The following is a 14,242-nucleotide window of genomic DNA, read 5'->3' as shown; positions in this document are numbered from 1 at the left end:
TAGACCTCCTACTCCTCACTCCATCCGGGCGATAGGTTATGTCGAGATTTCTACCTCCTTGCTCTCCCTTGCTTTAACCAGGAAGGCAATGGTAACTATCACAAGTACCACCGTGTATACTGGGTACAACAAGTAGTTCACACTGCCGAGGTCAGCTGAGACGTAACTTGCCGGACCCCCAAGGAAAGAGTTCCCGAACTGATATGCTGAAGACGATCCGGTGTACCTCACATTGGTAGGAAATATTTCAGATATCATTGCAGCCAAAGGAGAATAACCACTGCCGTGATAGATACCGAAAAGTACGAGAGCGAGGAAGAACGAGTCCACAGATTTCAGGAGGAAAGCAGGATATATTGTGATCAAGGCAAGTAGGTTTGCAATAACTAGAATCGGTCTCCTTCCTACCCTGTCTGACAGTCTACCTCCCACAAATACCATGATTATGTCTACAACGGCAAAGACGGAAGTGCCCTCGAAGGACTGAACTGAAGATATCACCATTGACGTCTCATAGAACAACGGCAGAAGTATTGCACCTACATAGAAGATAGTTCCCAGTGCTCCCGCCACAAACGTACCTAATAGAAGTTCCTTCCAATATTTCTTGAACATCTCCTTTGAGGGGAGAAGCAGAAGTAGGTTCTCCTCCTTAACTTTCGTGAACAACGCGGTTTCATTTACCTTAAGCCTGATTACCGTGCCTACCGCTACCATGAGGAAGGAAAGTAAGAAAGGGATTCTCCAACCGAAGCTGAACATTTCGCTCTTGGTGAGGACTGAACTGAGCAGGAGGAAAATCAGGCTTCCCATGAGTAGGCCTATCCCAACGGTTGACTGCACGAAGGAACTGTAAAACCCTCTCTTTCTCTCACCGTTCTCAATTGCTAGGAGTACTGCACCTCCCCACTCTCCTCCCAACCCCAGCCCTAGGAGAAGCCTCAAAATAACTAGAGTAACGATTGTAATGTCCCCAACTTCCTGATAGGTTGGGAGAAGTCCTACAATTCCGGAGGATATTCCGGAAATGAGGAGAGTATAGAGAAGTGAATATCTCCTACCTCTTCTGTCACCGAAGTGGCCGAAAATTAAAGCTCCTATGGGCCTTGTGATGAACCCTAAAGCGAAGACCAACAACACGTTAAGGGTTGCCACCACGGGATTGGTTGAGGGAAAGAGCTCCTCACCTATGTAGAGCGCTGCTGAGCTAAAGATGAACACGTCGTACCATTCAATTATAGTTCCTATCATGGAAGCAGATATGGTTAACTTGTTCATGAGGGAAGAAGTAAGTTAACAAGTATAAAAACATGTGAGGTAGCCTCTTGCTGCATAGTCATTTTTACACCTTGTGTTTTAGAACGTTTGGAGAAAACTCTTTTTACCAGTTAACATTCTTTAACATCATGATCGCTTCTGTAGACGTTGGTGGAACCTTCACTGACATTGTCGCAGTTGATGAAAGCGGAGTGAAGATATACAAGGGGCCAACGACGCCTAAGGCCCCGGAACAAGGAGTACTCCAGGGGATGGCAAGGCTGGGGAGAGTCACCACTGTAGTCCACGCTACCACGATAGGGACTAACTCCCTGCTGGGACAGGTCAACTTGGAGCTACCCAAGGTAGCACTCCTCACCACCAAGGGTTTCAAAGACGTGATAGAGATAGGTAGGCAGAACAGGCCCGAGCTTTACAACCCTTTCTTCAGGAAGCCCACTCCCCTGGTTCCCCCAGAGCTCAGGTTCGAGGTGAACGAGAGGGTAGGGCCTAACGGCGAGGTAATTCAGGAAATAGACGAGAAGGAAGTGGACGAGAGGATGAGGGAGGCGAAGGCGATGGGGACAACCTCTGTAGCTATCTCTTTCCTCCACTCCTTCATGAACCCCGTGAACGAGATGAAAGCGAAGGAGGTAGCTGAGAGGTACTTCGAATACGTCTCAGTCTCCCACGAGATTTCCCCAGCCCCGAGGGAGTACGAGAGGACGTCCACCACTGTAGTCAACGCTTCCCTCATGCCGGTTATGAGGAGATACCTCACTTCCCTGAAAGAGGGATTAAAGTTACACGAGGTAAAGGAACTTTTCATTATGTCGAGCTCAGGCGGGCTGATCGACGTGGACGAGGCGGTCAGGAGGCCTGTGCAGGTCATAGAGTCAGGTCCTGCAGCTGGTGTCGTGGGGGTCTCCGTCCTGTCCAAGGTCATGGGAGAGCCTAACGCGATCAGCTTCGATATGGGAGGTACCACAGCCAAGGCAGGTACCGTGGTGAACTACGAGGTAGAGACGACCCAGGAATACGAGGTAGGAGGTAGGACTCACTACGGCAGGTTGGTTAAGGGTTCTGGGTACCCCGTGAGGTTTCCCTTCGTGGACCTGGCCGAGGTCTCGGCTGGAGGAGGTTCAATCGTGTGGAGGGACGAAGCGGGGGCTCTGAGGGTAGGTCCCCTGAGCGCAGGCGCAGAACCCGGACCGATGTCTTATGGCAAAGGGGGGAGGTACCCTACGCTCACTGACGCGAACTTGGTACTGGGTAGAATAGGTGACACGCTCACTGACGGCTTCAAGCTCAACAAGGAGCTCGCGGTCAAAGGCTTGAAGGGACTCGGAGACCCTGTGGAAGTAGCAAGGGAGGCCATCTCCTTAGCTAACGTAGAGATGTCCAGAGCTATGAGGTTGGTCACGGTAGAGAGGGGTTACGATCCCTCCGGTTTCACTATGTTCGCCTTCGGTGGTGCAGGTCCTCAGTACTCCCTGGATCTGGCAGAGGAGATGGGCATAGCCAAGGTGGTCATACCTCCTCACCCAGGTCTGTTCAGTGCACTAGGGATGCTCTTCGCTGACATGAAGTTCGAGGCTTCCGTCTCCTATCCTAAGGATCTGGACGCAAGCTATAGGGAAATGGAGGAGAGGCTGAGTAAGAGGTTGCCTGAAGCTCGCTTCCTGCGCTACGCTGACGTCAGGTATCAGGGACAGGGATGGGAACTAACAGTATCTGTAACAGACCCAGTCAAGATACCCGAGGACTTCGAAAGGAAGCACCTCTCTATATACGGTTTCAAGCTGGACTCACCCGTGGAGGTCGTGACTATAAGGTCTTTCGCCGTCGTCCCGGGGTCTTCAATCTCCCTCCCTCGACCGAGAGAAGGGGGAAACCCCTCCTTCAAGCTGAGGGACGTCATGATGGACGACTGGGTGAAGGCGAGAGTCTACAGGAGGGAGGACTTACCCCTGGGTTTCGAGGTCCAGGGGCCTGCAGTTGTGGAGGAGTACAGTTCCACGGTGTTGATAAAGGAAGGATGGAAGGCGAAAGTCCACGAGAACGGTTCGCTCGTCCTGGTGAGAGAATGAAGTGGGAGGTCCTGAATAAAGCCACCGTTTACGTGGCGGAGGAGATGGGAGTTGCGCTCAAGAGGAGCGCTCTGTCGCCTAACATAAGGGAGAGGATGGACCACAGCTGTGCTGTGGTAGACACACAGGGGAGGATAGTAGCTCAAGCTGAGCACATCCCCGTCCACCTGGGTTCGTTCAGGATAGGGGTGAGGAACGTCTTAAGCTACATGGAGAGAGAGGGGATTGACCTAGAGGAAGGCGACTCCGTCCTCTTCAACGACCCTTACATCTCTGGGACTCACCTGAACGACGTGGGAGTCCTCACTCCTGTTTTCGTGAGGGGAAGGTTGGTGGCTTACCTCGTGAACAAGGCCCACCACGTCGACGTGGGCGGACCGGTGCCGGGGAGCATCAACCCTTCAGCTACCACCTTGTTCGAGGAAGGAGTTGTCATCCCCCCGACGCTGGTGGAGAGAAAAGGGAGCCCCACTGATATCATCAAGGTCGTGAAGGAAAACTTCAAGGTCCCTGAGTACTCCCTTGGTGACCTTAACGCCCAGCTTGCATCTAGCAGGATAGGTGCGGAAAGGGTGAGGCAACTCTTCGACAAGTTCAATGTCACGGAGGGATGGGAGGAGAGTATCAGGTACACCGAGAGGCTGGTCAGAAAAGAGATGGAGGGATGGAAGCGCGGGAGTTATGAGGCCGAGGACTACCTAGAGTGGGACGACGACCTCCTGAAGATAAAGGTGAAGTTGACAATAGGGGATAAAGTCGTGGCTGACTTCTCAGGCTCTTCCCCACAGATCGAAGGTCCGTTGAACGCTGTGCTTGGCGTGACATACTCCTCTGTCTCCTTCGCAGTCAGGAGCATGCTAGGGGACGTGCAGACCAACGAGGGGTTCTACTCTAACGTGGAAGTCATCGCCGAGGAGGGTACCTTGGTCAATCCTAGGAAACCCGCAGCCGTGGGAGGGGGAAACGTTGAGACGTCCCAGAGGATAGCTGACGTTACCTTCCTAGCCCTCTCCAAGGTGTTCCATGAGAGGGTCCCAGCCGCACCTCATGGCACCATGATGAACGTCATGATGGGAGGGGTAGTGAACGGGAAGTATTGGTCTTACTACGAGACCGTGGGAGGAGGTAGCGGTGCACGTCCCAACGGTGACGGAGAGAGCGCCGTCCACGTGAATATGAGCAATACCCTAAACACTCCCATAGAAATAGCCGAGAGGCAGTTCCCTATCCTCTTCACCAAGTATCTCATCAGGGAGGGAAGTGGAGGCGACGGGAAATACAAGGGAGGGGATGGGATAGTGAGAGGTTTCAAGGTACTATACCCGACGAAGCTCTCTATCCTCGCGGACAGGTTCAAGGTAGGCCCCTGGGGGTTGAACGGAGGTGAGAGAGGTAAGACTGGGAGAGTGACCATCTCGGGTAAGGAGATGCCCAGCAAGTTCACCACCACGTTGAAGGCAGGGGACGAGGTGATAGTTGAAACCCCGGGAGGAGGTGGATACGGAAAGAAAAAGAAGGGAAAAGAATAAAGTGAGCCGACTTTTGGATAAGAACAACTCTCCCTTTCTTCTGTCTTTGTTTTATGTGTCTGTGTTTCCTTTTCCTTTTCCTTTTTCCCTGCTTCTCTTTCGTTTTCTCTGTGATCCTAACACCTCGTATAGCCTCTAGGCTTCCTTGCTTTTGTCCTACCATTATTTCCAGCAGAGAATAATAAAAGAGCTTTATATTTATAAATAATTATTTTTCAAATAATTAATGGAAAATTTATACAGCATATGGTTCAGTTTAGTAATTTTCTATTTCTAATTTTCTTATCTATCTTAGCAATCAACAGTCCTTCTTAAAAAGTGTTAAATTATCTACTTATACTAATATAAACTTTTCATTGAAAACGTAAAAATCTTTTTAAACTATTATATCAACAGTCGTTATGGCACGTAATATAAACGCAGGATTAAAAGATAACTCTAACTTCAGGAAAGAGGCGGGGATGATATCGCTAGTTGCGTTCTCTCTGGGCAACATAATAGGATCTGGGATTCTCCTTTTGCCTGCGGTTACCGCATCCTTATCAGGTCCAATAAGTCCAGCCGTTTGGTTGGTTGGAGGACTGCTTCTCCTACCAGTGGTTCTAGTTTACTCTAAGCTAGCTAAGTTATTTCCGCTGGTAGGAAGTAAGATAAGGTTTATCAATGTGACTCACGGAAAGGTGATGGCTTCAAGCGTAGGTTGGTTATATATGGTTGGTACCCTTCTCACTATCCCAGTTGAGGCAGAGGCTACGGTTAACTACCTATCTTATGTTTTCCCTTCTATGATGAAGGCTGGATATCCTACGATAGAGGGTTATGCAGTGGAGTCCTTAATTGTGATAGGAATATATGCCTTGGTATATCTAGGGATAAAAGGCCTTTCAATCTCAGTTAGCACTATAACTTACGCTAAGCTTGCAATCTTGGCTATCTATATCGCTTCGGTTGCGTTTCTTGATTTTCATATTTCTAACTTCTCAGTCAGCTTCTCCCCTTCCATCTCCAACTTCTTCTACGCTATAGCTCTGACAATGTTTGCCTACGGAGGGTTCAGAAGTGCAATGGTCTATGCTGGAGAGTCTAAAGCCGATACAGGGAAGGCAATAATGATAGCGTTCGGAATATCGATGGTCATCTATACTCTCGTACCATTAGTTTTCATAGGTTCCCTTTCATCTTCCTTACTCTCATCGGGATGGGGCTCTATAGGGAAGATGAGCGCACCCTTGGCAGAGAGCGCTATCATAGCTGGAGTACCTGCTTTAGGAGCCCTCTTCATCTTAGATGGAGTCATATCGCCTTCAGGCGCTTCTCTCATAGGCGCAGGTGACATGGTCAGATATTCCTATGCACTGACCAAAGCCGGCAGCTTCCCTAAATCCCTTGGAAAGGTAGACCCTAAGAGGGGGATACCGATTTTACCAGTATTGCTTTTTGGAGCCTTCTCCGTCGTGACACTGTTCCTCTCCTCTACATTTGAACAATCAATAGGCTATTTAGTTGCGACAAGGATACTGGCATACTCCACAGGACCGGTTAGTTTATTCGTCCTCTCAAATGATAGTAAAAACAAGGCTTTAGCTCTGGGTTCTTTCCTCATAACCGGAATCATATTTAGTTTCGTAGGGTTCCCTAAGACCCTCTTCGGGACTTTAGTGATCCTCGTAGCAATGATTGCAATGTTACCATTCTCCAAGAACTACGTTCCTGCGTTATGGTACTTGGGATTCAGCTTAGCAGTGACTGGGATAACTTTCCTCTCTCTTCCGTCTCTAGTTTCACTCCCCGTAGTGATTTCGGCCTCTGCAGTGTTCTTCTACCTTGCCACAAGAACTGCCAAAGGTGAAGGAGAAATTGACGATTAACATGGCTGGAGGTCTACCAGATCCAAGGATATTTCCTAGAAGTTTCTATTCAGACATTCCTTTTGAACCGAGTTTCATGATTCCAGGACTAGATAGAGAGATAAAGAAAGTATTAAGCTTCAGAGGTATAAATGTCTCAACTGACGAATTTCTTCTAACAACTGGAAGCATTCAAGGAATATTTCTCTTCTCACGCACAATTCTAAACCCTGGGGATAGGGTTGCAGTAGAGTATCCAACTTTCGCAGGTGCACTGAGGGTTTTCAAGTCTGTGAAGGTAAGCTTAGTTAAACTGCCTGTAATACCTTATTATGATCTCAGACTCCCGGAGAACGTAAAGGTGGTCTACGTTATACCCACGGGTCAGAACCCTACAGGGATAAACATGAGAATTGAAGAGAAGAAAGCGTTGTTAGAAATGGCAGAGGAGAAAGACTTCCTCATCCTTGAGGATGACGCTTACGGATTCTTGAACCCAGAGGAACCTACGTTGAAATCTATGGACAGAGTAGGTAGAGTAGTGTATCTGACCACGTTTAGCAAGGTATTATCTCCAGGGTTAAGGTTAGGACTCATGGTTGCTCACGAAGATTTGATACGAGAGTTCATCAAAGTAAAGGAAAACGTGGACGGGAGAAACAGCTCAGTGAGCATGGCCTTGCTTTATCAGAGTTTGAGGGACAATTCGTTCTGGGAAGGACTAACTAGAGCCAAGCGAATATATGAGGAAAAGAAGGACATTATGGCTGAAGCGTTAGACAAGTTTCTTCCTAATGCTGAGTGGAGCTATCCACAAGGAGGACTTTTCTTCTTTGTTAGAATTAAAGGGATTAATTCGGGGAACCTCCTGAACAAGGTAAAGGATGATGTAGTTTTTATGCCAGGCGCTAAGTTTTTCTTCGACAATTGCGGTCTAGATTATTTCAGATTGAGCTTCTCCTATTCCTCTCCTCCTGATATAGAAAAAGGTATAGAAATTATTTCCAAAAATATAGATTCTTCAGAATTATATAAATAGCTATATGCTTAAAAGTATTACAAACGACTACAACGAAGGCTATAGAAGAAGAGAATTTTTTCTAGAGAAAAATTTTCTATAATGCAATATATTAGTTTAGAAACAACTAGTGAAAGTTACTAATAAAATGTAAAACAAAATCTGAAGAACTTAGCTGAGTCACACTCGATAGATCTGAAACTTTTTAGACCAAACTCAAACCCTTACGTAATATCATGTATTTCACTAGATTTAATAGTATAAATGATATTTTTATTTTAAAAAGATTAATATAGACTAAATTTAAGGGTAGTCTCAAGGACATGGAATATTCAAGTAAATCTAAATATTGCAAACTAGATTTTAAAAATAAGAAACGGTTTTAAATTATCTTGCTATGGGTCGAGAGACGGAAGACTCCATAAGGTTACTTTAGTTCATTTCGTGTTATAAATCACAACGCTCAACACTGGAGACTAAAAAGTTTAAAAATGATCAATAAATCAGAGGACAAAAGTTTTTATTAGGAAATGTAAAGTAGAAAGACATTAATTCATAACATTCCATGCAGATTTGAAGACAGCGGACAAAGAACCTATGTAAACCCTTAATACAGCAAAGGGAAAAATGCGAAAATTTAGTAAAAATTCTATATTTAAAACATGAAGTCCTCTCTTTATGCGTCCTCCCGTAGAATATCATAGATACAACGGGTAAAAACAATCATCACTTTTCAGTAAATCCTCATCAATACAATTATGTAACTATTTATTTACTTTCCAGGAATATGTATCTTGATTTAATATGGGAGAGAATGAACAAAGGGTTTTTGCTAGACAGAGTTCAGGGCTGATCAGGACTCTGTCCTCTAAGGACACCTTCCTTCTCAACTTCATGTACCTTTCGCCTGCGGCCAGCATAGCGTATCCCCTGACGTTCGCCATTTTCTTTCCGGGATCTAACTGGATGCTAGCTACAGTCATAGGTGCACTCATGGCATTACCAACTGCTTTCATGTACTACTACATAGGTATGCTGACACCACGCTCGGCAGGAGACTACGTATACGTTTCCAGATACCTCGGACCGAGGTTGGGGATGATCCAGGCTATGGTTAACATCTTCGGCTACGGTATAGGACTTGACGTCCAGACGGAACAGTCCCTCGTTATCGTCCCTTTCTTTCAAACTCTGGGAATGGTATTCCACGACCCCGGGTTGGTAACTCTAGGAAACAACTTGGTAAACAACACTTTCTACTATTTCGTGTCTACCACTGTAATGATATTAATAATAGGCGCCGTGCTTCTCCTCAGTATGAAGTGGATAGCTAGGGTGATATCGGGCCTTACCATACTCCAAATTGTGGGGACTTTCGTGATCATAGCAGTTCTGTTCAGCATAGGGAGGGGCGGGTTCATCGGTGACTTCACCTCAGTTTCCACTTCTCTGGGAGGACCTTCTTACACCGACATAACTTCGTCTTATAAGTTACCTCTGTCATTCAACGGACTGGGGACTCTCCTGTTGGGAATAATGATCATGGGGAACCTGTTCATCTACAACAACGCTCCGATCTGGGTCGGAGGAGAAGTCAAGAAGGGATCTAAGGCAATCAGGAGCGGGATCTTGTACTCCTACGTCTTCGCCGCGGTCATATCTCTAGTTCTAGTCGCTTCAATCGTGGACGTGATAGGACAGAGGTTCTTCATCCAAGCTTCAGAGAACGGGTGGTTAACTTCTTCCGGAGCGGGGATACCAGTGGCTCCTTATTCCCTGTTGGCCTTCGTGATAATTCCCACCCTTTCTAACACTCCGTTACTCATGTTAATCCTCATATCTTCCCTTACTTGGTTCGTGTCATACGCCTTCATAGGAGGGCTCAACGGTACTAGGGCAATGTTCGCTGTAGCCATGGACAGACTTCTCCCAGAGAAGTTTCTGGACGTAAGCCCCAAGTTGAAGTCTCCTTACTTCAGCGTGCTGGTCTTCCTAGCGATAGCACTCATCTTCAACTACCTAGAGATCTACCAAGGTTTCTCATTGTCCCTCATGTTCGGGGTGATTTCCTACATGCTGTTCCAATACTTCATTGCTTCTCTGGCTGCGTTCAGGGCGTCCAAGACTGCTGGATCCCTCTCATCAAGACTGCTGGTGTCTAGTGCACTCTCAGCTGTCAGCGTTGCTACAGCAATAGGTCTGCTCCTGGGGTATGGAGGTCTGACATACACTCCGTCAGGCTTCGGTTTCCAACTGTTCTCTGGAAACGTGATACCGTCTGTACTGCTCCTGGTAGGGATCGTAGTAGCATCAATAGTGTGGTACGAGGTCGCCAAGTATTACAGGAAGAAGAACGGGGTCGACGTCGATATGGTATTCAAGGAAATTCCTCCGGAATGACAAGTTTCCATCACAACACAAGTTAAAGGTAGGAAATGCTAACACATTTATAATTTTTTAAGTTCTAGAGATTAACTACACTTTATATTAAATATTAAAAGAAAGCAATAGAGAGAGTGAGAAGAAAGAGGGTATTTTGTTTCTTCCTCTCTCTCTTCTTTCTTTTCCCCCCATTTTCCCCGTAATTTTCCCTAAATCACTCAGTTCAGTCTACTTCCCATTTTGAACCTCGTGACACACAGTTCGTGACCTAAGCTACTTAGCAAATCCCACACGTGACCTTTGAAAATTTCTCTAAAAGGTTTCCAATACTTACCCTCAAATTTAAAAATTATTTTGTATAAGACCGAAAATACTTAAAAATAAGCTAAAAGGAAATCTCATTTATGTTAATAAGAAACGCCAAACTGGGAGGGAAGACGGTCGATCTGTGTGTGGAAGATGGAATTATGACTTCAGGGTGTAGGAAGGACGGAACTGTAGTAGACGCAGGGGGTAGGGCAATAGTGCCTGGGTTCGTGAACCCCCATTCTCATCTAGGTTACTCGATCACTCTGAAGTACGGGAGACCAAACGAGAGCGGGACACTTCACGAGGGGATAACCAGGAACTTGGAGGAAGTAATACCGAAGCTGAGCTGTGACGACGTACGCAGGAGGTTGAAGAAGATAACAACGCTCTTGTTCGTCAATGGTGTAACTCACGTGAGGACACATGAACCCTTCATGAACGGTTTAATGTACAAGGTCATCAAAGCTAAGGAGGAGACCCCGTTAGACATGCAGGTAGTAGCGTTTCCCACACCGGGAGTTTATCGAAACGAAATAGAGGAGGAGTTCAGGAAAGCCTCCCTTGTTGCTGACGTTGTAGGTATGATACCTCACGGCGAGAGGACTTTCATGGAAGGGGTAGAATCCGTTAAGCTGGCTTTCTCATTAGCCAGGGAAAACAACAAAATGATAGACGGCCACGTGGACGAGACTGACGACCCGAACTCGCGCTTCACTGAGGAGGTAGTGAAGGAGTCTATCAGGAACGGGATAGGAGAGAAGGTCACAGTAAGCCACATGACTGCGTCCCACTCTTACGACTCCTGGTATTTCGATAAGCTCCTGTCGATGATGGTGAACTCCAAGGTCAACGTAGTATCGAACCCAGTAGTAAGCATGCACCTGCAGGGAAGGTATGACTCCTATCCTAAGAGGAGGGGAGTCGCCAGGATAAGGCAGATGATGAGGGCCGGAGTGAACGTAGCGCTGGGGACAGACAACATAGTCGACATGATATATCCCCTAGGGGAGGGAAACATGTTGAGGGTAGCACAGGAGGCATTCCTCGTAGACCACTTCGTCTCAAGCGAGGTAGAGTCAATCATGAACGCCATAACTTGGAACGGAGCTAAGGCAATGTCGATAAACGGCTACGGAATAGCGGAGGGCAGGAAAGCTGACTTCGTCGTTCTGAACGCTAAGTCCGCTTACGAGGCTATAAGGAACGCCCTACCTCCAGCTCTCGTAGTCTACGGTAAACACTACGCAGTAAACGATATAAGGTTCTCGATGGACGGCGATGACGTGACGGGGACGGTGGAGGATCTAACTGACTGAGCCAGCGTTCTCATGGCTTCGTCTACACATGACGTGATTGCCGTCTTATTTTCAATCTTTAAATATGATTAACGTCATTTATATATATGAGACTAGGTTTCACTTCAAACGGGGAAATAGCTTCCCTTTACGATAAGAACTTTTACATCAGGGAACTCTACTACCCTTATCTGGGAGAGTATAACCATGCCGTTGGAGGGTTCTTCAAGGTAGGCGTATGGCACGACGGTAAGTTCACTTGGTTGGAGAACCTCAAGGTAGACGTGAAGATGAGGAATTTGATAGTGGACGCTAAGTCGACATGGGACGGGATAGAGTTCTCCATGTCTGACGTAGCAGTCTTCTCTCAACTCGCTATCGTGAGGAAGGTTGAGACTAAGGGCGAGGGGCTGGTCAGGTTCATATTTTACAACGACTTCAAGTTGAACGGTAATGAGATAGGCGATACAGCGTTTTACGACCCCGGGTTAGACGCTGTGATACATTACAAGGGGAAGACGTGGTTCTTGATGGGGTCTACTGCACCTCTATATGAGTACACCATGGGGAGGAGGGATAAGGAAGAGGTCCTGAAGGACTGCGAGGACGGTACCCTCTCAAAGAACAGCATCGCACAGGGGTCAGTAGCGTCTGCGGTGTCCATAGCTTCGCCTTCTTTCTACTACTTCATAATTGCGGGCGAGAGCTACGATGAGGTGACCAGGACATTCAAGGAGCTGAAGGAGAACGCCCAGTTCAACTACGAGAAGAACGATAGGTACTGGAAGTCAATCACCTCACCTCTTGAAGACGAGCTTGCTAGGACGAGCTTAGCTATCTCCTTGGGACACGTGGGAGACAAGGGGGAGATCCCGGCATCCCTTGATACTGACATACTGAAGTTCAACCTAGACACTTACGCTTACATCTGGCCTAGAGACGCATCCCTTACAGCAAACGTTCTTGACATGGCAGGGTTCACGTCCTTCACGAGGAAGTTCTACGATCTCCTCTTCACTAAGCTCTTCGAGAAGGGCTACCTCTTTCAGAAGTACAACCCTGACGGAACGTGGGGGAGCACGTGGCACCCTTGGACCGTGAGGAGCAAGAATTCCTTCAACATACAGGAGGACGAGACCGGGACTTCCATCTGGGCGTTCTGGAACTACTTTGAGAGGAGCAGAGACTACGACTTGCTGAAGAAGGTATACCACGTGGTCAGGGACGCGGCCAACTTCATGGTGAACTTCAGGGACGAGAAGACCGGATTACCTCTGGAGACCTTCGACTTGTGGGAGGAGAAGCTGGGAGTGCACACTTACACCGTAGCCTCAGTGGTAGCGGGTCTGACCTCAGCCTCTAAGTTCGCTGAGGTGGTCGGGGACTGGGAGAATATGGACAAGTGGAAAGAAACGGCGAACCAGCTCAAGGAAGCAATGAGGAGGTTCCTCTACGACCAGGAGAGAGGGGTCTTCTTCAAGTACGTCAACGTAGATGACGGAAAGATCACAAACGTGGACAAAACAGTGGAGTCAAGCGTCTTGGGAGTCGTAACGTTCGGGGTATTCGACGTGAACGACCCCATCGTGGAATCAACCGTGAGGGTGGTAGAGGAAAAGCTCTGGGTGAAGAACGTAGGTGGACTGGCTAGGTACGAGAACGACTTCTATCAGAGGATAGGGGAGTACAAGGACGTCCCAGGTAACCCTTGGATAATAACCACGATGTGGTTGGCTCAATATTACGCTAAGAAAGACAGGGAGAAGGCACTTCAGCTCCTGAACTGGGCTAGGAAGCACGCGTTTTCCGGACTCCTACCGGAGCAGTTGAACCCCTTTGACGGCTCACCACTGTCGGTGATACCCCTCCTCTGGTCTCACGCCGAGTACCTGAAAACCTACATGATGCTGAAATGATATCGCTAGTGTTTCCAATAAGTTATACTACATCAGGCTTTAAAAGGCAGGGAAACCTCGTTCAGTATTGACGTCTAAGGCTCACCACGCCTCCCCTTGCTATACGTTAGGTGTCTGGCTCTCTCGGACATGGAACGTAGGTATCTCTCCATGTCTCACGTTAATGTCTCGAAGTCCGTGTAGGTCTGAAATGCAAATCGTCTCTTTTAAGGCGTAGAGAGGTATAAAGTCATTTTTCTTCACTGAATTCCACTAAACCTAAGAGGATATTCCAATCTGCAATGGAGACTTGAATCGTCTAACTGGGCCGGAAAATTCTCTAATTTGTCATGAAACACTCACAGATATGTCCAAGTTTTTTCACCAGTTTTGCCAGTGACGGTGCAGTTTCTAACTGACTTCCTCCCCGCCACGGCGAGGGTTCCCTTCCAGAGTGGCTCATCGTTCCCACCATCTATTCGGGATTACATCTCTCATTTGGTGGGCAGTCGGGGTAGCCAGAGAGCCCCCCCACTTGAAAAGAGGGGACTTTCATTGCCGAGCTCTAGTCCCTTAAGAGAGAGAAGATGATGATTGATCCTCCCACAGTTCCATTAAGC

Annotated in this window: 8 protein-coding genes; 7 read left to right on the top strand and 1 reads right to left on the bottom strand. The window is 47.4% G+C overall.

Annotation, left to right across the window (positions count from 1 at the left end; genetic code table 11):
* Positions 1–36: 36 nt before the first annotated feature.
* Positions 37–1,278, bottom strand: a complete 1,242-nt coding sequence (locus IC007_RS11225) for an MFS transporter (protein WP_149528785.1) — start codon at positions 1,276–1,278, stop codon at positions 37–39.
* Between the two features lie 128 nt (positions 1,279–1,406).
* On the opposite strand from IC007_RS11225, the gene IC007_RS11220 reads away from it, so the two are divergent.
* The 7 genes from IC007_RS11220 to IC007_RS11190 all read left to right on the top strand — a co-directional run bounded on the left by IC007_RS11220 (position 1,407) and on the right by IC007_RS11190 (position 13,643).
* Complete coding sequence (locus IC007_RS11220; RefSeq protein WP_149528784.1) at positions 1,407–3,347, top strand: hydantoinase/oxoprolinase family protein; 1,941 nt, start codon at positions 1,407–1,409, stop codon at positions 3,345–3,347.
* Positions 3,344–4,876 (top strand): hydantoinase B/oxoprolinase family protein, encoded by a 1,533-nt coding sequence (locus IC007_RS11215; protein ID WP_149528783.1) that lies wholly within the window; start codon positions 3,344–3,346, stop codon positions 4,874–4,876. Before IC007_RS11220 ends, IC007_RS11215 begins: the two co-directional genes overlap by 4 nt.
* Before the next feature lie 401 nt (positions 4,877–5,277).
* Positions 5,278–6,744, top strand: a complete 1,467-nt coding sequence (locus tag IC007_RS11210) for an APC family permease (protein WP_054846119.1) — start codon at positions 5,278–5,280, stop codon at positions 6,742–6,744.
* A complete protein-coding gene (locus IC007_RS11205) occupies positions 6,701–7,762 on the top strand; it encodes an aminotransferase-like domain-containing protein (protein WP_149528782.1) in 1,062 nt (353 codons plus the stop codon). The genes IC007_RS11210 and IC007_RS11205 overlap by 44 nt, the downstream gene beginning before the upstream one ends.
* A gap of 783 nt (positions 7,763–8,545) precedes the next feature.
* Complete coding sequence (locus tag IC007_RS11200) at positions 8,546–10,141, top strand: APC family permease (RefSeq protein WP_054846122.1); 1,596 nt, start codon at positions 8,546–8,548, stop codon at positions 10,139–10,141.
* 386 nt (positions 10,142–10,527) lie between these two features.
* Entirely contained in the window at positions 10,528–11,748 is a 1,221-nt protein-coding gene (locus IC007_RS11195) for an amidohydrolase family protein (protein ID WP_054846123.1), read from the top strand.
* An 86-nt stretch (positions 11,749–11,834) separates the two neighbouring features.
* The gene (locus tag IC007_RS11190; protein ID WP_149528781.1) at positions 11,835–13,643 is read left to right on the top strand and encodes a glycoside hydrolase family 15 protein; all 1,809 of its coding nucleotides are present in this window, start codon (positions 11,835–11,837) and stop codon (positions 13,641–13,643) included.
* Positions 13,644–14,242 lie beyond the last annotated feature (599 nt).

This window comes from Sulfuracidifex tepidarius (assembly GCF_008326425.1).
Classification (GTDB): Archaea; Thermoproteota; Thermoprotei_A; order Sulfolobales; family Sulfolobaceae; genus Sulfuracidifex; species Sulfuracidifex tepidarius.
The sequence above is the reverse complement of the archived record's forward strand: the minus strand, read 5'-3'. Positions and strand labels throughout refer to the sequence as shown.